19 protein-coding genes are annotated in these 23453 nt (G+C 60.3%); 16 read left to right on the top strand and 3 right to left on the bottom strand.

The genetic code is table 11. The annotated features are described in order from the left end of the window. Nucleotides 1–2: 2 nt before the first annotated feature. From glyS to AEYBE204_RS24800, 4 genes are all read left to right on the top strand, one after another. Entirely contained in the window at nt 3–2282 is a 2280-nt protein-coding gene (glyS, locus tag AEYBE204_RS24815; RefSeq protein ID WP_023461115.1) for a glycine--tRNA ligase subunit beta, read from the top strand. 311 nt (nt 2283–2593) lie between these two features. Further along, on the top strand, nt 2594–5260 hold the full coding sequence (gene ppdK, locus AEYBE204_RS24810) for a pyruvate, phosphate dikinase (RefSeq protein ID WP_023461114.1): 2667 nt from the start codon (nt 2594–2596) through the stop codon (nt 5258–5260). Between the two features lie 390 nt (nt 5261–5650). After that, the gene (locus AEYBE204_RS24805; RefSeq protein WP_023461113.1) at nt 5651–6055 is read left to right on the top strand and encodes a hypothetical protein; all 405 of its coding nucleotides are present in this window, start codon (nt 5651–5653) and stop codon (nt 6053–6055) included. 82 nt (nt 6056–6137) lie between these two features. Further along, nucleotides 6138–6827 carry a hypothetical protein gene (locus AEYBE204_RS24800; protein ID WP_023461112.1) on the top strand — a complete coding sequence of 230 codons (690 nt, stop codon included), beginning with the start codon at nt 6138–6140 and terminating at the stop codon, nt 6825–6827. Here AEYBE204_RS24800 and AEYBE204_RS24795 read toward each other — a convergent pair whose 3' ends face one another. Beyond that, nucleotides 6828–7769 (bottom strand): NAD regulator, encoded by a 942-nt coding sequence (locus tag AEYBE204_RS24795; protein ID WP_023461111.1) that lies wholly within the window; start codon nt 7767–7769, stop codon nt 6828–6830. 58 nt (nt 7770–7827) lie between these two features. Continuing rightward, a complete protein-coding gene (locus tag AEYBE204_RS24790) occupies nt 7828–8460 on the bottom strand; it encodes an HD family hydrolase (RefSeq protein ID WP_031229850.1) in 633 nt (210 codons plus the stop codon). 180 nt (nt 8461–8640) lie between these two features. On the opposite strand from AEYBE204_RS24790, the gene AEYBE204_RS24785 reads away from it, so the two are divergent. After that, nucleotides 8641–9480 (top strand): universal stress protein, encoded by an 840-nt coding sequence (locus AEYBE204_RS24785; RefSeq protein WP_023461109.1) that lies wholly within the window; start codon nt 8641–8643, stop codon nt 9478–9480. Here AEYBE204_RS24785 and AEYBE204_RS39340 read toward each other — a convergent pair. Next, the gene (locus tag AEYBE204_RS39340; RefSeq protein WP_023461108.1) at nt 9458–12994 is read right to left on the bottom strand and encodes a tetratricopeptide repeat protein; all 3537 of its coding nucleotides are present in this window, start codon (nt 12992–12994) and stop codon (nt 9458–9460) included. The two genes, AEYBE204_RS24785 and AEYBE204_RS39340, sit on opposite strands and share 23 nt — an antisense overlap. A 249-nt stretch (nt 12995–13243) precedes the next feature. On the opposite strand from AEYBE204_RS39340, the gene flbT reads away from it, so the two are divergent. From flbT to AEYBE204_RS24730, 11 genes are all read left to right on the top strand, one after another. After that, on the top strand, nt 13244–13669 hold the full coding sequence (gene flbT, locus AEYBE204_RS24780; protein WP_023461107.1) for a flagellar biosynthesis repressor FlbT: 426 nt from the start codon (nt 13244–13246) through the stop codon (nt 13667–13669). Next, nucleotides 13629–14042 carry a flagellar biosynthesis regulator FlaF gene (gene flaF / locus AEYBE204_RS24775; RefSeq protein ID WP_023461106.1) on the top strand — a complete coding sequence of 138 codons (414 nt, stop codon included), beginning with the start codon at nt 13629–13631 and terminating at the stop codon, nt 14040–14042. The genes flbT and flaF overlap by 41 nt, the downstream gene beginning before the upstream one ends. Nucleotides 14043–14268: 226 nt before the next feature. Then, entirely contained in the window at nt 14269–15099 is an 831-nt protein-coding gene (locus tag AEYBE204_RS24770; RefSeq protein WP_023461105.1) for a flagellin, read from the top strand. A gap of 288 nt (nt 15100–15387) precedes the next feature. Beyond that, the gene (locus tag AEYBE204_RS24765; RefSeq protein WP_023461104.1) at nt 15388–16221 is read left to right on the top strand and encodes a flagellin; all 834 of its coding nucleotides are present in this window, start codon (nt 15388–15390) and stop codon (nt 16219–16221) included. Nucleotides 16222–16345: 124 nt separating this feature from the next. Then, entirely contained in the window at nt 16346–16681 is a 336-nt protein-coding gene (locus AEYBE204_RS24760; RefSeq protein ID WP_031229846.1) for a flagellar protein FlaG, read from the top strand. 146 nt (nt 16682–16827) lie between these two features. Next, the gene (locus tag AEYBE204_RS24755) at nt 16828–17664 is read left to right on the top strand and encodes a flagellin (protein WP_023461102.1); all 837 of its coding nucleotides are present in this window, start codon (nt 16828–16830) and stop codon (nt 17662–17664) included. Nucleotides 17665–17787: 123 nt separating this feature from the next. Then, the gene (locus AEYBE204_RS24750) at nt 17788–20709 is read left to right on the top strand and encodes a hypothetical protein (protein WP_052019279.1); all 2922 of its coding nucleotides are present in this window, start codon (nt 17788–17790) and stop codon (nt 20707–20709) included. Between the two features lie 47 nt (nt 20710–20756). Next, nucleotides 20757–21404 carry a hypothetical protein gene (locus AEYBE204_RS24745; RefSeq protein WP_023461100.1) on the top strand — a complete coding sequence of 216 codons (648 nt, stop codon included), beginning with the start codon at nt 20757–20759 and terminating at the stop codon, nt 21402–21404. Between the two features lie 10 nt (nt 21405–21414). Then, a complete protein-coding gene (locus tag AEYBE204_RS24740; RefSeq protein WP_023461099.1) occupies nt 21415–21852 on the top strand; it encodes a hypothetical protein in 438 nt (145 codons plus the stop codon). 132 nt (nt 21853–21984) lie between these two features. After that, entirely contained in the window at nt 21985–22491 is a 507-nt protein-coding gene (ssb, locus tag AEYBE204_RS24735) for a single-stranded DNA-binding protein (RefSeq protein ID WP_023461098.1), read from the top strand. Nucleotides 22492–22555: 64 nt separating this feature from the next. Further along, the gene (locus AEYBE204_RS24730) at nt 22556–23410 is read left to right on the top strand and encodes an SDR family NAD(P)-dependent oxidoreductase (RefSeq protein WP_023461097.1); all 855 of its coding nucleotides are present in this window, start codon (nt 22556–22558) and stop codon (nt 23408–23410) included. Nucleotides 23411–23453 lie beyond the last annotated feature (43 nt).

Raw genomic sequence — 23453 nt, 5'->3', positions numbered from 1 at the left:
TGATGGCACACTTACTTATCGAACTTTTCTCCGAAGAAATCCCGGCGCGCATGCAGCTTCAGGCTGCGCGCGATTTCGAACGTCTGTTCGGCGACAAACTCAAGGCGCAGGGCCTGAGCTGGGAGACATTGAAGGCCTATGTCGGGCCGCGCCGTCTGGCCCTGCACGTCGAAGGCCTGCCGCTGGAACAGGCTGCCGTATCCGAAGAGGTCAAGGGCCCGAAAGAGGGCGCGCCGGAACAGGCCATGGCCGGGTTCCTGCGCAAGGTTGGCCTGACTCAGGATCAACTGGTTCTGGAAAACGGCGTCTGGCTGGCGCGGATCGAAAAGCCCGCCAAACAGACCGCCGAAGTCCTGCCGGGCATCCTCGAAGAGGTCATTCTTGTGTTCCCGTGGCCGAAGTCGATGCGCTCGGGCACGTCGAGCTTCCGCTGGGTGCGTCCGCTGAAGCGCATCATCTTCCTGTTCGATGGCGCGGTGATCCCGTTCGAAATCGGCGGCGTCGCGTCGGGTAACCTGACTCAGGGCCACCGCTTCCTGTCGTCGGGCGAGCCCTTCGCTGTCAGCGATTTCAAGTCGTACAAGCAGGGCCTGAAAGACGCCTTCGTCGTCCTCGACCACGCCGAGCGTCAGTCGATCATTATCGAAAAGGCTTACAAGGTCACCGCCGAGGCCGGTTGCGCCCTGATGGAAGACCACGGCCTGCTCGAAGAGGTCGCCGGTCTCAACGAATGGCCGACGCCGCTGCTCGGTGACATGGACCCTAAGTTCCTGACCCTGCCGCCGGAGGTCATCAAGACCTCGATGCGCACGCACCAGAAATATTTCGCCGTCCGCGATCTGTCGACGCAGAAGATGGCCGCGAAGTTCCTCATCGTGTCGAACATGAAGGCCGCCGACAAGGGTGCGGAAATCAAGCGCGGCAATGCCAAGGTGCTATCGGCGCGTCTGTCGGACGGGGTATTTTTCTGGTCAGAAGACAACCGTAAGGGCAATTTCGATCAGTGGCTGGCCAAGCTGAACGGCGTCACTTTCCATGCGAAATTGGGGACGATGGCGCAGCGCGTCGCGCGCATCGAGGCGCTGGCCGGACAACTGGCCCCGCTGCTGCGTGCGGATGCGGGGATGGCCAGCGAGGCCGCGCGTCTGGCCAAGGCCGATCTGGCGTCTTACATGGTCGGCGAATTCCCCGAACTGCAAGGGATCATGGGCGGCTACTACGCCGAAGCCGCCAAGCTGGCCGGGGACGTTTCCGAAGCCATCCGCGAACACTATAAGCCGCAGGGCCCGTCCGATTCGGTGCCCGAAGGCGCGGTGTCGGCGGCGGTGGCTCTGGCCGACAAGATCGACACGCTGGTCGGTTTCTTTGCCATCGACGAAAAGCCGACGGGTTCGAAAGATCCGTTCGCCCTGCGTCGTGCGGCGCTCGGCGTGCTGCGTATCCTGCGTCAGCATAATGTCCGCGCCTCCTTGGCCGATCTGGTGGCGCTCTGGTATCAGACCCTGCTGATCTATGCGGGGCCAAATCAGGCGGTCTATGTCGATACCGAGAACTGGCGCGGGTCGGCCGGTCCGCGCTGGGCCGAAGGCGAGACCGAGGTCTACGAGAACTATCTGCGCGATTTCCGCGCCGGTCTGCTCGAAAGCCCGGTCTGGGTCATCCCGACCGACCGCGATTACGATCTCGATATCAAATTCGAGCACGTCACCAACGCGCCGAAGGTGGACAATGCCCGCCTGAGCTTCCGCGACTACCGCACGGTGAGCGCCGAATTCGCCGACTTTTTCGCCGACCGCCTCAAGGTCATGCTGAAGGACGAGGGCGTGCGCTTCGACGTCATCGAAGCGGCTTTTGCGGCGAAAGACGACGATCTGGTCCGCACCATCGCCCGCATCCGGGCTCTGGAAGAAGTTCTAAGCGGCAAAGACGGTGAGGCTTTGGAAGCCGGGTTCAAGCGCATCGCCAATATCCTCAACGCCGAAACGAAAAAAGGCGCCGTGCCCGACCATGCGCCGAAGGTTCTGCCGGGCGCGCCGGAGGTCGAGGTGACTCTGGTTCACAAGGCCCTGTCGCTGGCCCCCACCATCGACAAGCAGATCGATGACGAACGCTTTGCCGAGGCTTTGGCGGCGCTTGCGGCCCTGCGTCCGGATATCGACGCCTTCCTCGACGGCGTGCTGGTCAATTCGGAGGTGCCCGCCGAACGCGAAAACCGTCTGGCCCTGCTGAACGCGCTCCGCCGTCTGATGGATAGCGTGGCCGATCTGTCGAAACTGGCTTAGGTCAGGGGGCATAATGAAAAAGGCGCGGCGGCTTACAGCTTCCGCGTCTTTTTCATTTGTAACGGGAATTCGGGCCTTTACAGTCACAGTAAAGGCGTTGTGATCACCTTGCCCGTGCGGCACCCCTTGAGCGGCAGGCACCCAATGGTGTACATATTGCACTGCAACCTGACTGGGGTGTCAGTAAAGAATTTTTACAATAATCTATTTAGGCGTGATCGCCAGCGTGCTTATATGGCTCATAAAAAGCCGCATGAAATATTTTCATGTAAAAACAATAATATATCAGACAAATGAAAGAGGGATATTCGATGTCGAAACACTGGGTATACGCCTTCAAGGCGGGCGCGGCGGACGGCGATGCGACGATGAAAAACCTGCTGGGCGGCAAGGGCGCCAATCTGGCTGAGATGTCATCTCTGGGGTTGCCGGTGCCGGCGGGCTTCACCATCACTACCGAAGCCTGTGTCCATTATTATAAGAACGACAAATCCCTGCCGGACGATCTGGTCGAACAGGTCGCCACCGCGCTGAAAAACCTCGAAACCTCGACGGGCAAGGGTTTCGGCTCGGTCGAAAATCCGCTGCTGGTCTCGGTCCGTTCGGGCGCGCGGGCCTCGATGCCGGGCATGATGGACACGGTCCTCAATCTGGGTCTGAACGACGCGACCGTCGAAGGTCTGGCCAGCCTTACCGGCGACCGCCGCTTCGCGCTCGACTGCTACCGCCGCTTCATCACCATGTATTCCAACGTCGTGCTGGACCTCAGCCACCACAATTTTGAAGACGTGCTCGACGATCACAAGGATCGTTTGGGCGTGTCGATCGACACCGACATCACGGCCAAGGACTGGGAACGCATCATCGTCGACTACAAGGCGCTGGTGAAGCGCGAACTGGGTCACGACTTCCCGCAGGACCCGCAGGATCAGTTGTGGGGTGCGGTCAAGGCCGTGTTCGGTTCGTGGATGAACGACCGGGCCAAGTTTTACCGCAAGATGCACGACATCCCCGAAGACTGGGGCACCGCCGTCAATATCCAGTCGATGGTTTTTGGCAATATGGGCGACACCTCGGCGACCGGCGTGGCGTTCACGCGCAACCCGTCGACGGGCGATGCGTCGCTGTACGGCGAGTTCCTGCTGAACGCTCAGGGCGAAGACGTGGTGGCGGGTATCCGCACGCCGCAGACCCTGACGGTGAAGGCGCGCGAAGAAATGGGCGAGCGCAATCCCTCGATGGAAGAGGCGCTGCCGGACGTCTTCGCGCAGTTCAAATCGACCGTCGAAAAGCTCGAAAACCACTATCGCGACGTGCAGGACGTGGAGTTCACGGTCGAGCAGGGCAAGCTGTTCATGCTGCAAACCCGCAACGCCAAGCGCACATCGCGCGCGGCGCTGAAAATCGCCGTCGATATGGCCAGGGAAGGCCTGATCACGCCGCAGGAAGCCCTGATGCGCCTCGATCCGTCGGCGCTGGATCAGTTGCTGCACCCGATGCTGGACCCCAAGGCCGAGCGCGTCCTGATCGCGCGCGGGCTTCCGGCCTCGCCGGGCGCGGCCTGCGGCAAGATCGTCTTCACCGCTGACGACGCGGTGCGTCTGGCCGCAGCGGGCGAAGACGTCATCCTCGTCCGCGACGAAACCTCGCCCGAAGACATCCACGGCATGCACGCCGCCAAGGCCATCGTCACGGCGCGCGGCGGCATGACCTCGCACGCTGCCGTCGTGGCGCGCGGCATGGGTCGTCCCTGTGTGTCGGGGGCCGGGGAGCTGGTCATCTCGACCGAGCGCGGCGAGTTTTCGGCCCGCGGTCAGGTGTTCCGCTTCGGCGACATCGTGACGCTGGACGGTTCGACCGGTGAGATCCTCAAGGGCGCGGTTCGCATGATCGAGCCGGAATTCTCCGACGACTTCCATCAGATCATGACGTGGGCTGACGAGTTCCGCACGCTCAAGGTGCTGACCAACGCCGAAACCCCGACCGATGCGAAAACCGCCGTCGGCTTCGGCGCCGAAGGCATCGGTCTGTGCCGCACCGAGCACATGTTCTTCGACGAAGAGCGCATCACTGCCGTCCGCGAAATGATCCTCGCCGACGACGAGGCCGGTCGCCGCAAGGCTCTGGCCAAGCTGCTGCCGCACCAGAAGTCGGACTTTGCCGAGCTGTTCAAGATCATGAACGGCCTGCCGGTGACCATCCGTCTGCTCGATCCGCCGCTGCACGAGTTCCTGCCTCACACGTCTGAGGACATCAAGGCCGTCGCCGAAGCCACGGAAGTGTCTGAGGAAAAGCTGCTCAAGCGGACCAAGGAACTGTCGGAAACCAACCCGATGCTGGGCTGGCGCGGTTGTCGTCTGGGGATCACCTTCCCGGAAATCTACGAGATGCAGGTCGAGGCGATCTTCGAGGCCGCCGCCGACGTCAAGGCCGAGGGTTTCGACCCGAAACCCGACATCATGCACCCGCTGGTCGCGACCAAGGAAGAAATGGCCAATCTGGTCGCGCTCACCCGTCGCATCGCCGATGGCGTATTGTCCAAGCGCGGTGCGTCGGTCGACTACAAGGTCGGCACCATGATCGAATTGCCGCGCGCGGCTTTGCTGGCCGACAAGCTGGCCGAGACGGCGGAGTTCTTCTCGTTCGGCACCAACGACCTGACGCAGACGACCTACGGCATCAGCCGCGACGACTCGGGCCGCTTCCTCAACCCCTATATCGAAAAGGGGATTTTCGAGAAGGACCCGTTCGTCACGCTCGATCCCGATGGCGTCGGCGCGCTGATCGACATCGCCCGCACCAAGGGCCGCGCGACCCGTCCGGACATCAAGCTGGGCATCTGCGGCGAGCACGGCGGCGACCCGGCGTCGATCGCCTTCTGCCAGAAGGTCGGCCTCGACTACGTCTCCTGTTCGCCGTACCGCGTCCCCGTGGCGCGTCTGGCGGCGGCTCAGGCGGCGATTAACGCGGGTAAATAAGCGTTTGATTTGAGGATATAAATGAACGTCCGGTGTCCTTGGCATCGGACGTTTTTTATTTGACCACGGAAAGCACGGAAAGCACGGAAAGCACGGAAAGCACGGAAAGGTACTCGCTCCTTCCTGCCCGAAGGGCCTTTATGCATGTCATGGCTTAATTGTTCGACGCTTCGCGCTTATTTCCGGCACAATGAATTTCCGTGTTTTCCGTGTTTTCCGTGGCCAATCCTTTTTCGTCAATTTCCCCCGTCAGGGGTATGTCTTGGCGCTGTCATGCAGAGCCGATAGGGTGCAAGGCAATAACTGTGTCCCGCGTGCTATTGTCAGTCGCCGGGATTTGGGGTTAACTCGTTAACGATTTTCATCGGCGGTATTTTCGAGGGGTAGGACATGTCGTCGAAGACGGTATGGGGATTGGGATTATTGCTGCTGGCGGGCGGTGGTGCGGTAAGTCTGTACAAGATGCTGCCGCCGCTGGAAGCGTCGCTGACTCAGCGCGTCGATACGGCGCTCAAATCCGAAGGCATCGACGATGTTTCGGCCCGGATCGACGGCCTCAATGTGCATTTGAGCCTCAAGGCCGGGGCGACGCCGCCGAACGCCACCGCGCGTCTGGCGCAGGCCGCCGCCGCCGTGCGGGCGCTGCAACCGGAATTGCCGGATAATATCAAGGCCTATGCGCCGCGCGGCGAAGGCTATCTTTACGGTCCGGTACTCGACGTCGTGACCGATACAACGCAAAAGCCCGTCAGCATTGCCGTAGGAAAGGTCGATCATGCTCTATCTGATCTTTGAATTGCGCTGGTTGCTTCTGGGAGTGGCGGTGCTGGGGCTGGCGACGGGTTTCCTCGCGCGCCGCGCCGGTTAAGGGGGATTTATGTTATTGCTTATCCTGCAATCGGCGGCGCTGCTGCTGGGGGTGTTTTTGATCAGCGGTTCGGTCGGTTGGCTTCTGTCACCCAAACCGAAGCGTAAGGCGCGCCGGGTTTCGGTCTTCGATGACGCACCGGTGTTTCTGGCCGATCCTGAACCCGTCCGTCAGGTCGAGCCTGATCCGATGGTCGCCGCCGCGCGTCAGATGACCTCGGCCGAAATTATCCCGCTGCGTCCGGTCGCGCCGACGGCCCCGGTTGCTGCACCGGTGGGGGTTTCGACCGAACTGGAACCCGCCATCATGGCGCATATCGAAGCGCCTGTGGTTGAGACGCCGGTTGTGGCGGAACCTGTTCTCGAAACGCTCGACCGCACCTCGCGCCCCAAGGCGTCGATGCTGTCGGCCATGACGCCCGAAAGTGTTGAAGCCGCCGTCGAACAGGCGGGCACCGGTCTTGAGCCGCATCGTCTGCGCGCTGCGGACGGCAAGGCCGACGACCTGACGCTTATTTCGGGCATCGGGACGCTGAATCAGAAAGAACTGAACGATCTCGGCATCTTCCATTACTGGCAGGTGGCGAGCTGGACGCCAGAACACGTGGCGTGGCTGTCGGCGCGCATCCATTCGGCCAAGCGCATCATGCGTGAAAACTGGATGGCTCAGGCGGCAAAAATGGCCGCCCGCGCTGCCTAATTATGCACGCGGCAAGCTTAGACCCAACGACGGACTAAAGCGGAACTGATCGCGATTATAGGCGTAGAGTTCCGCCGGACGTCCGCCGGTATCGTCGCGATAGGCAGCCGTAGGGGTAACGAACCCCGTCCGTTCCAGCGCGCGGCGAAAGTTCTGCTTGTGCAGGCCGAAGCCTGACACCGCTTCCAGCGATTTCTGCAATTCCAGCAGCGTAAAGCGCTCGGGCATCAGCTCGAAAATCACCGGGCGGTATTTCAGCTTGCCTCGTAACCGCGACAGACCGGTGGCGAGGATGCGACGGTGATCCGACATCATCTCGCAGCCGCTGGCGACGGTTTGTTGCGACGGTCGCGCGGACTCGCCGATCAGCCCGGCGCTGTAGAGCAGTTCATAGCGGTCCAGTACACGCTCTTCGTTCCAGTGATCCGCATCGGCCGGAAACAGCGTTTCGATCCGGCCCCGACGGTCGGCGGTTGACGGCCGGTCCGGCGCGTCGTCGCACCACTGACGCAGGGCTTGACGCAAGCCTGACAGGGTTGCGGGCTCGCCCTTGCGCCAGTCTTCCCAAGGGAAAAACGCTGAATAGGGCCGCCACGATGCCGACAGGGCCGACTGAAACGCGCTGTCAGAGGTCAGGGCCAGATAGCCGAGCGAAATGACGCGTTGCTGTTCGTCAGGACCTTCCGGAGCCAGCGAACTGAGGCCTTGGCGGCCTTCGTCACCGAAGGAGTAGAGCTGTTCGACATAGCCGGGCGAAAATCCGGTCTGTTCCGTCACAAACGCCCGTACGGCGAGGTCGAAGGTCCGGTGCGCTTCGGGCATGAACGGCCCCGACGGCAGGGCCACCCGCCGGTCGGGCAGGTTAAGGCACAGGACCATCGCTTCGTTGTCCTTGATGGTGACAACGACGGCGGACAGTTCGATGGTCAGGCTGACAGACACGCGGGCTCCTTACGTCGAGGCGGCCATCTTTGGCGCGCATCTGATTCCAAAAACCGTTTCACACTTTTTGGGATACGCTTAAGCGTTCGCTTAAAGCCGTGAACCTGTCAACGAATTGCACGCAGGCCTCGCGCGCGGGCAGGGGATCGATGATGAGGTGATAGTCCTCCGGTGGTTCGCCGAAGAATTGTCGCGCCTCGCCATCGGTAAATCCGACCAGCTGCGTGGCTTCGAAATAGGCGCAGGCGTGATCGGCGCGCTTGATCAGGGTCTTGATCGCGGCGGGCATCTTGGCGGGCAGGCCGAAGCGGATATGGATCGCCTGTTCCAGATGGTCCTCGAAACGGCGGTAATCGAAGCCCAGCGCCGCCTTGAACGGCGAGATCATGTCGCCGATGACGTATTCCGGCGCGTCGTGCAGCAGCGCCACCAGACGCCATTGGGTGTTCAACTCCGGCTCGATATGGACGCAGATATCCTCAACGATCAGGCTATGTTGGGCGACCGAAAAGCCGTGCTCGCCGGTCGTCTGCCCGTTCCAGCGCGCCACGCGCGACAGGCCCAGCGCAATATCGTCGATCTCGATATCCATGGCCGACGGATCGAGTAGATCGAGACGCCGACCCGACAACATGCGCTGCCACGCGCGCGGTGGCATGACGGATTTAGAGGGACGAGGGCGCGGGGACATCGGAACTCACGAAGGATTGACGGAAAACTTATGGCTTGGGGCCATATGCCGCGTACCGAAAACGCGCGGCAGGGTCTATATTCAGGCAATGTTGACGCGTATCGGCGGCCCGATCATAGCAACACAATCGCCGCCGCCCATGCGTCAATTGCACCTATGCACAAAAACCGGAGGCCCGCCATGACCGATACCCCTGCAACCGCATCCGCTCAAAGCTGGGCTCGTATATCCATACCGGTGTCGGGTTCGGCCTCCGAAGAGGTCAGCGTCGGCATTGCCGCCAGCGTCGCCGAGGGTTTCGGGGCGCAACTGAACTTCCTGTTCGCGCCGCCCGATCCGGCGGAGCTTGCCCCTTGGCTGGGCGAAGGTTTCATGGGCACGGTGCAGGTCGCCGCCATGGACGGCCTGAAATCCGCCGCCGAAGAGGCCGAAGCCATTGCGCGCGAAACCTTCGACGGGTTGGACTACGACGGCAAGGTCTTCCTGCCGCTGAAATCCCCCGTCTGGCAGTGTCTGGCGGTCGAGACGCGCCTGTCCGATCTGGTCGTGTTCGGAGACGAGAGCGCGCGCGGGCGCGGTCTGTTGTCCGAAGCTTTTCAGCAAGTGCTGATGGAAGAACGCGCCGGGGTGTTCATCGCCCGTCAGCCATTCGACCTGTCGGGTCCGGCTGTCGTGGCGTGGGATGGCAAGGAGCCGTCATCGCGCGCCGCGCGCCGCGCCATTCCCTTGCTGAAAAAGGCTTCGAAGGTCGTCATCGTCGGTGCGCCGGTGGGTGAAAGCCCCGCCGACCTGGGTAAACTAGCGCGTTATTATATGCTGCATGGCCTGACCGTCGAAATCGACCTATTGCCAAAAACCAGCGACCTGATCGGGACTCTGGTCGAAGCCAACAAGCGCCACGGCGCGCAATATATGGTCGCCGGGGCCTTCGGGCGCTCACGCCTGCGCGAATTCGCCTTCGGCGGCACGACGCGCGCCCTGCTGCACAATACCAACCTCAACCTCTATATGGCGCATTAAACTCGTTGAGGCTTATGGCCACATGCGAGAGCAGAGCGGCCCAGTCGTTGTTGTGCGGCTGGAACAGGCGGACCTTAGGATACCACGGATAATGCTCCGTCCCTAAGGTCGTCCAGGTGCCGGTCGGCAGCAGCATCCACACCGCCGCGCCCGTCGCCGCTGCAATCTGCGTCGTCGCATTCGACGGTCCGATGATCAGGTCGAGCGCGGCGCAAAGGGCGCTCAGTTCGTCGAGATCGTTCATCAGGTCGATCGGCGGATTATAGATGTGGTAACCTGCCGCCTTGGCTTCGGCCAACTCGGTCTCGACATCGCCGTATTGCAGATTGACGAAGACCGGCCCGGATTGCGACAGGATCGGCGTCCACTGATCAAGTGCCGAATAGAAGCGCGCGCGGCGGCTGTCGTTCTTGAGGCTCTTCCACAGCAGACCGACCTTCGGGCCATTGCCGAGCTTGGCTACTTCTTCGCGCCAGTAGGCGATTCGCGCCGGATCTGGGCTCAATATCGGGCCGGATGCGGCAAATGCCGCCACATCATTGCGATAGACCGGCAGGAAATCCCCTAGCAGAGCCCATTCATCAATCGTTGATGTATCGAGTTCCGGCACGCTACGATGCCGCAGGCCGTCTTCAAAGCGCGTATGGTGCGCCAACACCGTCGCTTTCGGGGCCGCGCGTTTGAACAGCGGTACCAGACGCGGTTCTACGGCAAGCGTCACATGGCCCTTACCCAGATCGCGCACCACATCAGGCAGAAGCGTGGCGAACATAATCTCATCACCCAGCCCCTGTTCGGCGATGATCAGCAGACATTTTTCATCAATCGTTGATTTTGTCTCGTGCCGCGGCAGGTCGAGATCGTACGCCACCGCCTGTGGCGTGCCCTGCATATGCCGCGCCTCATAGGCCTTCCAGCCTTCGGCGACGCGCCCCAGCGCCAGATAGGCATAGGCGAGGGTCAGTTCGGCAGAGCGCAGGTTCGACGGCTCGCTGAACCGGTCGAGGCAGACCTCGATATCGGGCAGGGCCTGTTCGGCCAGACCCTGTTCCATCCACGCACAGGCGCGGTTGAAACGCGCCGCCAGACTGTTGTCGAGGTTTACCGCTTCATTGAAGAAGATCAGGGCCGTATCGAGATCGCCCTGCGCCATCAGGATGGTCCCCAGCGTGTCCCATAGCTCGCTCTGTTTCGGATATTCGCCGAGATAGGTTTGCAGGGTCGCGATGGCCACATCGTATTTGGACTGCTCGCGCAGGGCCGCCGCATAGTAGTTGACGGCGGTCAGGTGCGTCGGATCGCGCGCGATGACGTGGGCATAGAAGCGCTCGGCCTTATCGTACTGACCGATGCGGAAGGCCAGTTGCGCCAGATCGGCGGCGATATCGAGCGAATCCGGCTCAAGCCCCAGGGCGCGCTGATAGGCATCGAGCGCTTCGGGCAGGCGGTTCAGACGATCCAGCGCCGTCGCCAAGGCCTGCCACGCCCCCGAATGGGTCGGGGCTACCTGCGTCAAGATACGGGCCTGTGCTTCGGCATCGTCCCAGTCGCGCATGAGCAGGGCGCGTTGCACCTGCTGAAACGCGCGGGCGATATCGGCGGCGGGCGGCGTCACGACCGGCGCGGCAATTTCAGTAATCAAGGCCTCGTGCATGGCGGTCAGGGCCGGGGTCCAGTCGCTGAGATCCGGGTTCACGAACATGCGCGCCACGGCGTACCACGGATAGTAGTCGGTCCCCAGCATCGGCCACGAACTGGGCGGGGTGAGCAGCCAGATCGGCGTGCCGACGGCGGCGGCGATATTGCTGGTGGCGTTCGATGGCCCGAGCACCAGATCGACGGCGGCACAGAGCGCGCTGAGGTCGTCGAGGTCCTGCTTGAGGTCAATCCCCGGCGGGTTCCAGATGGTCAGGCCTTCGCGCGCGGCTTCGGCCAGTTCGGCGCTGGCGTCGCCATATTGCAGATTGATGAATATCAGGCCCGGTGTGCGCAGGATCGGCTTCCACGACTCGAACGGCGAATAATAGCGGTCGCGGCGGGAATGTTTGACGAGGCTCTTCCACAACAGGCCGATTTTCGGGAACGGCCCCAGCTTGTCGAGTTCGCCCTTCCAGTAGGCGACGCGGTCCGGATCGGGGCTGAGAAATGCCCCCAGCTTCGGGAAGTCGGCCACCGTCGGGCGGTATTTCGGCAGGAAATCGCCCAGAACCGCAAAGCCGGAATAAGGTGCAGGATCAGTGATTTCCGGATAGAACCTCACCTGATAGGTGCTGTGTTTGGCGGTCAGGTGCGGCGTGACATGCGCCTGCGGATAGGACCGCTGGAACAGCGACACAAGACGCTTTTCGACCGCAAGTGTCAGCTTGCCGTCGGGGCCGAGTTCTTCCAGCAGATCGGGCAGGAGGGTGGAGAACAGGATCTCGTCGCCCAGCCCCTGTTCGGTCGAAATGAACACCGACTGACCGCGCAGATCGGCCATGACATCCAGTTGCGGGATGTCGGTCAGATACTTCATCCCGTCGTGACCGTGGGTCTGCTTGCGCGCCTCGTAATAGGTCCAGCCGTGCTTAAGGTCGCTCTTGAGGAAATAGTTGAAGGCCTGCGCCAGTTGGGCGGCTTCGACGTGATTGGGGTCTTCGAACAGTTTCAACGCCTCGTCGAGGCTTTCGATCGCCTCGTCGACGCGGCCCAGATTGCCGAGGATCAGGCCGCGATTGTGCCAGATCTTGCCGTTAACCTTGTCGTATTTGAGCGCTTCATCGAAGAAAATCAGAGCCGTGTCGAGATCGCCCTGCGCGTTGAGGATAGTACCGAGCGTATTCCACAGGGCGGCATTGCCCGGCGTTTGTTCCAACGCCGGACGCAGGATATCGATCGCCTCTTCAAGGCGGCTCATTTCGCGCAAGCTTGAGGCGTAGTTATTGGTCGCTTCCGGGTGGAACGGTTCGCGCTTCAGCACATAGCGGTAAAACTGCTCGGCGTTTTCGTGAAGGCCCATGAAGAAAGCCAGACGCCCGATATCGTTGGCGATGCCGATATTTTCCGGCTCAAGCCGCATCGCCGCTTCGTAGCAAGAAAAGGCGCCGCTCAGGTCGCCGGATTTTTCGCGGCTGATGGCCAGAATGTGCCACGCGGTGGCGCATTTTTCGTCGACATCCAGCGCCTTGAGCGCCGCATCGCCGGCGGCCTTGAATTCGCTGTCCTGAAGGTAAACGAGGGCGTCCTTCAGCCGGTTGAGCAACTCCAGTTGTTTGATATGCGCTGTGGTTTCGAGCAAAACGCGCAGGGCTTCGTTCGACAAGGAGTCGCCGAGAATGATCGATTGGTCCTCAGGATTGCCGATGGGCGCGGGCAGGGCAGCGTCGCCCGCGGCCTTGATTTTTGCCGGATCGAAGACTACCGCTGGAGCATCCGAGGCCGGTGGTGACAGGTGCCGTGCGATGTCTTCGGGGAGGTCGAAAGGGATAGAAGCGGGCTTTTGACCGGTCTTCACAGACCAGGTTTTCTTAGGCATGGCGGCAAGCCCTTGTATTAAAAGCAATTTGCGGCAGATACATCAAAAAAGCGACATATTGCGATAGTCATGTCATTCTTATGGCTTGATTCGATAAGACTCCGGTAACGGACGCGACCCCAAAGCTCAGGCCATAAACTTGCTGCCGACCGCGTCGCCCGAAACCTGGTGTTAACTGTGTAAGGGTTAAGTTCGTCTCAGGCTGCGTCCTGAAGCGACTATTTCAGGTCCGTGGCCAAGGGGATATCTATGCCGCTTAAACTCTCGCTCAAGCCGGGTGAAAAATTCGTCCTTAATGGTGCGGTCGTGCAAAACGGCGATCGCCGCTGCTCGCTGGTGCTGCAAAACAAGGCGTCGGTGCTCCGCGAAAAAGATATCATGCAGGCGGCGGAGGTCACCTCGCCCGCCCGTCATATCTACTTCCCGGTCATGATGATGTATCTGGATGAAGCGGGTGCCGAGAAATATTACGACGAGTTTTTGACGCGCATGACCGAATTCATGAGCGTCATCGCCAACCCGGCGACCCTGGCCGAATGCGTTCTGGTGTCCAAGGCCATCATGGGCCGCGAATACTACAAGGCCCTGATGGGTGCCCGTAAGCTTATCGAATACGAAGACGAAAGATTATCGAATGTCTCTACAAGCCTACCAGAAGGCGACGCTGCGGTCTGAAGATCCGCGTCAGACGGAATACCGCCTTTTCGGACAGGTGACGCGGGCTCTGATGGAGGCCGATCGTCTGGACAAGAGTGAAATCGCCAAGCGCATGGACGCGCTGGACTGGAATCGCCGCCTGTGGTCGGTGCTGGGGTCGGACTGCGCTCTGGCGGGCAACGGCCTGCCCGAAGGCCTGCGCGCGCAGATCATTTCGCTGTCGATCTGGGTCAACCGCCATACCTCGATGGTGATGCGCTCTCAGGAAGACATTCAGCCCCTGATCGAAGTCAATCGCCTGATCATGCAAGGCCTTGTGCCGCGTGATGCCTCGGCCTCGCCGGCGCAGGACGCGGCCTTTGCAGGCACGGTACGCGGCACGTTAGGTTAATTTTTCCCTTAAGCAATATTTGCCGGGTTGCTCCGGTTTTGGATGGCGAGGATCTCTGATTCTCGCCATTTTCAATTATAAAATTATCTATAAAATCAATAATTTAAATATTTAACAAAGTCTTTCGTTCTGGCATTGCCGTTGCAATGCTGAGGTTCAAGCCAAAATGGCTATGCGGCAAAACTGCCGTTTGAAACCCGACCAGAATGGAAAGGACGCTACGTCGATGTCGAATGTATCGATCAACACCAATGCCGGCGCCATGGTGGCGCTGCAAAACCTCAACAAGACCAACACGGAACTGCAGACGACTCAAAACCGTATCAATACGGGCCTCAGAGTAGCGAGCGCGAAGGACAATGGCGCCATCTATGCCATTGCCACCAAGCAGCGCTCGGATGTGGCGTCCTTAGGGGCGGTCACCGACTCGCTCGATCGCGCCAAATCGGCGGTCGATGTGGCCCTTTCGGCCGGTGAGAGCGTCTCGGACATGTTGATCCAGATGAAGGAGAAGGCCCTCGCGGCTTCCGATACCACGCTCTCGACCATCAGTCGCAACGCGCTGAACGAAGACTTCAAGGCCCTGCGGGATCAGATCTCGAAAACAGTGTCTAATGCGACGTTCAACGGCGTTAACCTGATCAAGAGCGGCGCGGCGAACATCGCGCCCCTGGCCAACGCCGATGCTTCTTCGAAGCTGACGGTAGCGGCACAGGACCTTAGCCTGACGGGCAGCAATATCACGCTGTCGGCAGGTTCGGTGTTCACGTCGGCGACGCAGGCCAAGACGATTGCCGACGCGGTAGCGGCGTCGATCGAGAACGTCTCCGCCGCTCTGGGGCGTCTGGGTACGGCGGCGAAGTCGCTGGAAGCCCATACGGTCTTCATAGGCAAACTGTCTGACTCGCTGGAAGCCGGTATCGGCAATCTGGTGGATGCGGACCTGGCGAAGGAAAGCGCCAAGCTGCAAGCCTTGCAGACCAAGCAGCAACTTGGGGTGCAGGCCCTGTCCATCGCCAATCAGGCGCCGGGCATCGTCACCAGCCTGTTCCAGTAAGCGTAAACCGGAGTGCTCGCCTGCAATTTTTGCGGGACTGGGCCTCCGGTCTCTTTTTGCCCAAAGCGCACTAGGCAAATTGTACCCGGCTGGGCAAAAATTGCCGCATGCGGGCAAAAAATGCCCAGTCAAAGACGTGCTTAATGCATGTATAACGCAATAATTTCAAATATTTATATGTAAATTTGAAAATGGCTGCTGTGGCCCGCCCCTTGCAGCCTTGAGGTCAGGCAAAATGCCGCCGAACGACAAAATGTCTTCGGTTCATCTAGAAGAAGGACTAGAATCATGGCGCTCAACAGCGTGAATACCAATTTCGGGGCTATGGTTGCCCTGCAAAACCTGAACAAGACCAACTCTGACCTGCAAACGACCCAGAACCGCATCAACACCGGTCTGAAGGTCGCCAGCGCTAAGGACAACGGTGCGGCTTACGCCATCGCGCAATCGCAACGTTCGGAAATTTCCTCGCTGAACGCGGTTCAGGACTCGCTCTCCCGTAACCAATCTGTCGTCGACGTGGCCGTTTCGGCCGGCGAAGGCGTTTCCGACATGCTCTCGCAGCTGAAGGAAAAGGCCCTTGCCGCTTCGGACACCACGCTGAACACCACCAGCCGTAACGCGCTGAACGAAGACTTCAAGGCCATTCGCGATCAGATCAAGAAGACCATTGATAACGCTTCGTTCAACGGCGTGAACCTGCTGGACGGTTCTAAGACGACCATCGCGGCTCTGGCTAACGCCTCGGGCGGCGGCCTGACCGTGTCGGCTCAAAAGCTGACGGTCGGTGGCACGGGTTCGGCCATCACCCTGTCGGCGGCGGGCGAGATTGACACGATCACCAAAGCGACCGCGGCAATCTCCACCCTGAACACTTCGATCGCCAACGTTTCGGCCTCGCTTGCGAAGCTGGGCACGTCGTCGAAGTCTCTGTCGAGCCACTCTTCCTTCATCGGGAAGCTGCAGGACTCGCTGGAAGCCGGTGTGGGTAACATCGTCGACGCCGACCTGGCGAAGGAAAGTGCCAAGCTGCAAGCGTTGCAAACGAAGCAACAGCTCGGCGTGCAGGCGCTCTCGATCGCCAACCAGTCGACTTCGACTGTCCTGAGCCTGTTCCGTTAATGGATTGAGAGGGGCGGGGGCTCACGCCTTCCGTCCCTCTTTTCTTTTATCCGAACCTTAGAGGCTCTGTTCTTAAACAGAGGGGCGTCCGTTCCACCTCCCCGTGGCGGGCGTATTTTTGGAGATGATCAATAATGTCGTAAGTTTTCCGCCGGCAACCGACCTGTCTCAGGTGGCTCCGATCGAATCGGTAAAGCCTGTCAAGGAAGTCGCTCCCGCGGACACCGGCAACAAGACCGGAACCGAATCCGACCTGTCCAACAAGGCGAAATCCGAATCGCAGCCGGCCTATATGCTCAAGCTGACGATCGAACAGGACCCGGACAGCGGCGAATTCATCTACCGCGCCATCGATCGCTATACCGGCGAAGTGGTGCGTCAGTTTCCGCAAAAGGAACTGATGGGTATGCGGGAATCCAAGGCTTATCAAGCCGGTACGCTGCTCAAGACCGACATCTGATCCATTTGAGCGCTTGCACTCAGAGGTAATATAGGCCACGCTAACCGTATCCTGCAAAGGGTGCGGATAAAGTCGTTTGCGTTTGTTAACCTTTTGCTTACCATGTTCGTTAAGACTTATGAGTCGAAAGTACATGGAGAATCCCAATGCCTACCGTCAGTGTCAACACGAACAAGACAGCCATGACGGCGTTGCAGAACCTGAATGCAACGACCCGGAAACTAGAGCACACGCAAACCAAGATCTCGACGGGCCTTGAGGTATCAAGCGCCAAGGACAATGCGTCGCTCTATTCCATCGCGCAGGGGCAACGGGCGGACCTTTCTTCATTGAACGCGGTGAAGACCTCGTTGAACCGGGCGACGTCGGTGGCGGATGTGACGCTGGCGGCCGGGGAATCGGTGTCGGACCTTCTGGTGCAGATGCGCGACAAGGTCGTTTCGGCCATGGATCCCTCGATCTCGACGGCATCGCGCAATGCGCTTAACGGCGATTTCAAGGAACTGCTCAAGCAGGTCAAGCACGCGACCGACAACGCGACCTTCGACGGCACCAACCTGCTCAACAATACGATCACCAACGGCATCGCCTTCATCGACAATGCTGACGGGTCATCGGTCATCACCCTGTCGTCGCGCAACTTCTCGCTGGGCGGTTCGATCATCTCGCTGGCCTCGACTTCGAACGTCCTCAGCCTGACCCTGGCCGGTTCAGCGCTGGCCAAGCTCGACTCGTCGATAGAAAAGGTCAACGCCAACCTCGCGGCGCTGGGCTCGCAGGCCAAGCAGATCGAAGGCCACCTTGGCTTCGTCTCCAAGCTGTCGGACGTGATCGAAGTGGGGATCGGCAACCTTGTTGACGCCGATCTGGCTAAGGAAAGCGCCCGCTTGCAGGCCCTTCAGGTCCAGCAACAGCTCGGTACACAGGCTCTGTCGATCGCCAACCAGGCGCCGCAAGCCATCCTGTCGCTGTTCCAAGGGTAATTCGGCATCTATTTACCATACAAAAAAGCCCGCCGGATTGTTCTGGCGGGCTTTTTTGCGTCTTTGCAATGGCGGGTTAACGACTCTTAAGCTTTGTTGCGCCAAACTGAGTGCGAATCTCATGTGCTGAAAGCGCTTATGACCGTCTCGTTCGACTCCAGCCTGCTGACGAGTTATTTCAACTCGAAGCTCGCCACCGCCAATAGCGGTTCGGCGGCGGCGAAGGCGGCTGCCACGACGGCGACCTCTCCGACAGGGACGAGCAAGGCGCCGACTGCCCCGTGGGAACGCGGCGGCACCAACGACGACGAACTGGTCAAAAACATCCTTGCCGGTAAAAGTTTCGTCCGCGAATCCTCGACCAAGATCGACGTGGCCGGTTCGGCGGCGGACTACAAGAAGCTCTATACCCTCTACACCGGTCTCAGTTCCTTGCGCGCCGTGGCGTCCAAGGCGCAAAGCATTCTGACCGGGTCGAACGCCGATTCGATCACCAACACGACGACGCTCAACACCTTGCGGCGCAATTTCAGCAAGGGTCTGACCGAGGTCAGCGGCTACGTGAAGGACGCCCAGTACGAGTATCTCGACCTCATTCAGGGCCAGATTACCGAAAAGCTGAAATCGACGGTGGGAGTCGCCAAGACCGACACGAACTATTTTGCCAAGGACATCCATCAGGGAACGGCGACCGAGGCGGTCGAAGCTTTCCAGGGCGATGTGAAGTTCAATATCTCGATCAAGACGACCGGCTCGGCGACCCCCAAAAACGTCAGTATCGATCTCGGCGAGATGGGCAACGACACGCGCTCGATGTCGAATGTCGTCAACTACATCAACGGCAAGCTGAAAGACGCCGGTGCCACGACCAAGTTCGAAGTTCAGCGCACACCGGGGACCGATAAGACGGTGACGGTCAGCGGCAAGACGACCAAGGTCGGCACCAATCCCGACACCTTCTCGCTCAAGATCAAGGGCGACACGACCGAAGCCCTGACGTTTTCGGCCCCCACAACTTCCGATTCGATCTTTATGGTTCAGAGCGTCGGCAATACCGACAAGACGACCGAATACAATAAGACGACCAAGAAATTCGAGGAAGTGACGCCGGAACAGACCATGGAACTGGTCAAGTTTCAGGCCGATGCGACGGCGACCAGCACGACGTCGACTCCGGGCGATACCTACTGGACCGCCGGGCGCAGCGTGCAGGAAGACCTGGCGGACTCCATCACCAAGGTGCATCAGACGGTGTCTGGCCCGGATGGTTCGGTCTATGTGCTGGCCGACGTCAATGGCACGATCGACGGTCAGACGATCAAGGGCACGCAGGACGTCGCTCTGATCAAGTACGATTCGGCGGGCAAGGTCGTCTATACGCGGACGCTCGGTGCGGCAGACACCGCGACCGGCTATGCGCTGGCCGTGTCCGACGACGGCAAGGTGGCCATCGCGGGCTCGGTGACGGGCAGCCTGCCGACCGTAACCACGACCTCGACCAGCTATACGGTCGAAGGCCAGACCTACACGATCAACCAGACCAAGGAAGACACCGGTACGTCGGGCACCAATGCCACGGTCGCCGACAGCTTCGTGACCGTGTTCAACGCCGATGGCGTCGAGCAGTGGACCAAGCGCCGCGGCTCGACCGAGGAAGACATGGCGCTGGGCGTGACCTTCGGTGCCGACGGTTCGGTCTATGTGGCAGGCAAGGCGCGGGGCGTCATGGCGGGCGGTGGCGGTTCGGCCGGCGGCTGGGACTCCTACGTTATGGGTTTCGACGCCACGGGCAAGTCGACCTTTACGACGCAGTCCGGTACGGCGGGGACCGATCAGGCCAGCGCCATCAAGGTCGTCGGCAACACCATGTATGTGGCGGGCATCGAAGACAGCAGCATGGTCCTCAAGGCCTACGATCTGTCGGTGGCGGGCAAGGCGACCCTGACCGGCACGCGTAATCTCGGCGGGCTGGGCGGCGGTCAGATCGGGGCCATCGACGTCTATAACGGTCAGGTCTATGTCGGCGGTTCATCCGGCAATGCCAATATTCTGGGCGGCGGCACGGGGGCGACGGCTTTCCACGGCGGTCAGGATGCCTTCGCGGCGACCGTCAATGTTAATTTTGCCGACACCAGCGGCGATAAGGTCGTCTATTACGGCGGCACCGATGTCGAGGATGACGTCAAGGTTCAGTTCTCCAGCGGCAAGGTCTATTTCAGCGGCCAGACCGAGGGCGAAATCGCCGGCACGACCAAGATCGGCGAAGCCGATGCCTATATCGCGCGCATGGATGTGGCCTCCGGCACGGTGGAATGGTCGCAGCGCTATACGGGCAAGGAAGGCGAGGTCAATCCAAACGCCATGGCCGTCTCGACCGGCGGGGCGTCCGTGCTCGACAAGCTGGGCCTGCCGCAGGGCACGATCAAATATACCGACTCGACCCTGATCACCTCGGCAACCTCGACGCGGGCAGGGGACAGCTTTTACCTGCGCGACTCGCGCGGCAGCGACAAGAAGATCACCATCGAGGCCAATGACACGCTGGAGACCCTGGCCAAGAAAATCCAGCGTGCGGCGGGCTATACCTTGAAAGTCACGGTCGCCAAGGTGACCGGCAAGGCGGAATCTCAACTGGTCATCGAACCGGCCAACAAGAATTCGTCGATGGAAATCGTCAAGGGACCGGCGGGCAAGGACGCGTTGGAAGGGCTGGGGATCAGCGAAGGCCTGATCACCACGACGGCGGACACCTCGTCGTCTTCGAGCAGCAAGAAAAAGACCTCGACCGACGAGAAGCTGATCGGCCTGAATTTCAACTCGGATATCAATCTGACATCTGAAGAAAGCATCGTCGCGGCGATCAAGACGCTCGATGACGCGCTGAAAAACGTTCGCGCCGCCTACCGCTATCTGCGCTATGGCGAAGAGGATACATCGGACGACGCAGCGAGCAAGAAAACCTCTTCGGCCTCGTCGACGGCTTACTGGACGGCGCAATCTTCCAACTATGCGGCGGCGTTGTCCCGCTTGACAGGCGGCGCATAAAAAGGCCTTTAGGAGGGATTGGACTTACGCCTCCGAGGGGAAGATTTATGGGTCGAAAGCAAACCATCTGGCTGGCGGGTGGCGGCGCAGCATTGTTGCTGGCGATTCTGGTGGCCTGGGCGATTTCATCGTCGCAAAAAGAAACCCCTCGCATGAATACCGAAGGCCCCGGTCTGGTGCTGGATATCGACGACGCGCCGGTCCTCGACAATCAGAAGACTCTGCGCTGCTTCGTGGACGGCAGCTTTGTCGGCATGCTCACCATCGCCGAATGCGCCAAAAAGAACGGCGTCGCCGCCAATGCGCTGGATGTCGGTGTCGATGAAAGCGGTGAAATGACCGCCGCGCCGACGGCGTCTCTGGCCCCGCCGCCCCCGGTCAAGGTCGATCCGGCCGCTACCCCCGTCAAGATTGAGCCCAGCGAGACCGTGCCGGAACCCAAGGCCTCTTCGGGTCCGGTGGCCGCCTGCCTGCGCTTCGCCGGGAACGAATGGAACCGCCTGTCCGACGCCATTTCGCTCAATGCCTGCGTGACGCTCCTCTATGACGGGCGGTGCGTGTCGCCGGGTCAGGCGCAATATGCGCGCTGGGGGACGCAGACCCTGCGTCTTGTGCCCAAAAGGGTCGAAATCTCGGACGATAATAAGAGCTTCCGCACCCTGATCGAACAGGGCCAGGGTTGTTCGGTAAAATAGGGAGCCCTTCATGAACGCGAAGATCATTACGGTGACGGGTCTCGCCGTCCTGTCACTGGCCGCCTGTGACTCGAATCGTGTGGTCGCGCCGAAGGACCGAGGCGTCTGCTATCAGGTCGCCTTTCCGAAGGATCAGAAGCCGAAGTTCAATGTCGTCAAGCGGGATCTGCCGTCGATCGAATACTGCGCGGCACATCTGGATAAGGTGCGGATCGACTTCATGAAACTGGGCTCGCCGCGCAAGGAGCTGGTGGGCTCGTTTCAGGGTACGTTCCTGTTCGTCGATGCCCGCGGCGTAAAGATCGGCCAGACCTTCGAGGGACCGCGCTTCCAGTTGCTGGCCAAGGCCCCGGACGGGCGCCTGCTGGTGCCGGGCGCCTTCGAGCAGGAAAAGCCGGACTTCTCGGACGTGCAGACCCTGCCGGACAACCTGCCGCAAAAGAAGTAAATCGGGTCGCTGCGTTCGCGTCAAAAGATGTGAACAAAGCGTTAACATGCCTTGCCGGACTCGTTTTTGCGACCTATGCTTTTGTAATAAGGTTTAGTGTGTCCGCACGCAGCGGGCAGAACAGGAAGCACAATGGCGGGTTCAGTCAACAAGGTCATCATCATCGGCAATCTGGGCAAGGACCCGGAAATCCGTACGCTCAATTCGGGTGAACGCGTCGCCAACCTGACGGTGGCCACGTCCGAGCAATGGCGCGACAAGATGTCGGGCGAGCGCAAGGAAAAGACCGAATGGCACCGCGTAGTCATCTTCAACGACAACCTGGCCAAGATCGCCGAGCAGTATCTGCGCAAGGGCTCGACTGTCTATCTCGAAGGCTCGCTGCAAACGCGCAAGTGGACCGATCAGCAGGGCGTTGAAAAGTACACGACCGAAATCGTGCTGCAACGCTTCAACGGCAATCTGACGCTTCTGGGCGGCCGTAACGACAGCGGCGGCGGTCAGTCGTCGGGCGGTTACGATCAGGGCGGCGGTTACGGCGACGACAACGGTTACGGCGCACCGGCCTCGTCGGGTCCGAAGGCGCAGGGTTCCGGCCCGAAGCAGAACTTCGATCTCGACGACGAAATCCCTTTCTAGAGTTCGGTTTATATATCAATAGGGGCCTGCGGTAACGCAGGCCTTTTGCATTTCAGGAGTACCGATGATGCATCCATCCATCGCATCAGGAAATGTCGCCGTTATCACCGGCGGCGCGTCGGGCATTGGTCTGGCAGCCGCGCAACGGTTCGCGACGCTGGGCCTGAAAGTCGTCATTGCCGATATCGGCACGGCGCGGCTCGAAGTCGCCAAGGCGGCGATCTGGACCGAGACGCCCGAGGCTGACATTCTTGCTGTCGTTACCGATGTCAGCCAGCGTGACGCCGTCGAACGTCTGGAACAGGAGGCGCGCGCGACCTTCGGGCAGGTGGACATCCTGATGAACAATGCCGGGGTCGGCGGCAAAAGCGATGCGTTCGGTCTGCTCGACAACTGGCAGAACGTGCTGGGTGTCAATCTGTGGGGCGTCATCCACGGCACGCAGGTTTTTGCGCCAAACATGATCGCTCAGGGCACGCCTGGCCTGATCATCAATACCGGCTCGAAACAAGGCATTACCCTGCCGCCGGGCAATCCGGCCTATAATGTCTCGAAAGCCGCCGTTAAGGCCTTTAGCGAGTCGCTGGAACATCAACTTCGTAACACACCGGACTGTCAGATCAGGGCGCATCTGCTGATCCCCGGTTTCGTCTTTACCGGCATGACAGGCGAGGGCGGTGCCAAACCTGAGGAAAAACCTTCCGGCGCATGGACCTCAGACCAACTGATTGATTTCATGCTGGAAAGCATAAATTCCGGCGACTTCTATATCCTCTGTCCGGATAATGATGTGACGCGCGAACTGGACGAAAAGCGCATGCAGTGGGCCATGGGCGACCTGATCGAAAACCGCCCGCCGCTGTCGCGCTGGCACACCGACTATGCCGACGCGTTCAAGGCGTTCGTTGACACAAAATAGTTGTTAACAGGCGGTCATTTAAGGCCCGAAAAGCCCCGCTGCG

Source organism: Asticcacaulis sp. YBE204 (assembly GCF_000495855.1).
Lineage (GTDB): Bacteria > Pseudomonadota > Alphaproteobacteria > Caulobacterales > Caulobacteraceae > Asticcacaulis.
The sequence above is the reverse complement of the archived record's forward strand: the minus strand, read 5'-3'. Positions and strand labels throughout refer to the sequence as shown.

What these genes read in the sequence shown, in the direction of transcription:
- glyS (WP_023461115.1), top strand. Translation starts at nt 3, where the DNA reads ATGGCACACTTACTTATCGAACTTTTCTCCGAAGAAATCCCGGCGCGC.
- AEYBE204_RS24805 (WP_023461113.1), top strand. Translation starts at nt 5,651, where the DNA reads ATGTCGTCGAAGACGGTATGGGGATTGGGATTATTGCTGCTGGCGGGC.
- flaF (WP_023461106.1), top strand. Translation starts at nt 13,629, where the DNA reads ATGTCTCTACAAGCCTACCAGAAGGCGACGCTGCGGTCTGAAGATCCG.
- AEYBE204_RS24765 (WP_023461104.1), top strand. Translation starts at nt 15,388, where the DNA reads ATGGCGCTCAACAGCGTGAATACCAATTTCGGGGCTATGGTTGCCCTG.
- ssb (WP_023461098.1), top strand. Translation starts at nt 21,985, where the DNA reads ATGGCGGGTTCAGTCAACAAGGTCATCATCATCGGCAATCTGGGCAAG.
- AEYBE204_RS24755 (WP_023461102.1), top strand. Translation starts at nt 16,828, where the DNA reads ATGCCTACCGTCAGTGTCAACACGAACAAGACAGCCATGACGGCGTTG.
- AEYBE204_RS24740 (WP_023461099.1), top strand. Translation starts at nt 21,415, where the DNA reads ATGAACGCGAAGATCATTACGGTGACGGGTCTCGCCGTCCTGTCACTG.
- AEYBE204_RS24745 (WP_023461100.1), top strand. Translation starts at nt 20,757, where the DNA reads ATGGGTCGAAAGCAAACCATCTGGCTGGCGGGTGGCGGCGCAGCATTG.
- AEYBE204_RS24800 (WP_023461112.1), top strand. Translation starts at nt 6,138, where the DNA reads ATGTTATTGCTTATCCTGCAATCGGCGGCGCTGCTGCTGGGGGTGTTT.
- AEYBE204_RS24760 (WP_031229846.1), top strand. Translation starts at nt 16,346, where the DNA reads ATGATCAATAATGTCGTAAGTTTTCCGCCGGCAACCGACCTGTCTCAG.
- AEYBE204_RS24790 (WP_031229850.1), bottom strand. Translation starts at nt 8,460, where the DNA reads ATGTCCCCGCGCCCTCGTCCCTCTAAATCCGTCATGCCACCGCGCGCG.
- AEYBE204_RS24730 (WP_023461097.1), top strand. Translation starts at nt 22,556, where the DNA reads ATGATGCATCCATCCATCGCATCAGGAAATGTCGCCGTTATCACCGGC.
- AEYBE204_RS24770 (WP_023461105.1), top strand. Translation starts at nt 14,269, where the DNA reads ATGTCGAATGTATCGATCAACACCAATGCCGGCGCCATGGTGGCGCTG.
- flbT (WP_023461107.1), top strand. Translation starts at nt 13,244, where the DNA reads ATGCCGCTTAAACTCTCGCTCAAGCCGGGTGAAAAATTCGTCCTTAAT.
- AEYBE204_RS39340 (WP_023461108.1), bottom strand. Translation starts at nt 12,994, where the DNA reads ATGCCTAAGAAAACCTGGTCTGTGAAGACCGGTCAAAAGCCCGCTTCT.
- ppdK (WP_023461114.1), top strand. Translation starts at nt 2,594, where the DNA reads ATGTCGAAACACTGGGTATACGCCTTCAAGGCGGGCGCGGCGGACGGC.
- AEYBE204_RS24785 (WP_023461109.1), top strand. Translation starts at nt 8,641, where the DNA reads ATGACCGATACCCCTGCAACCGCATCCGCTCAAAGCTGGGCTCGTATA.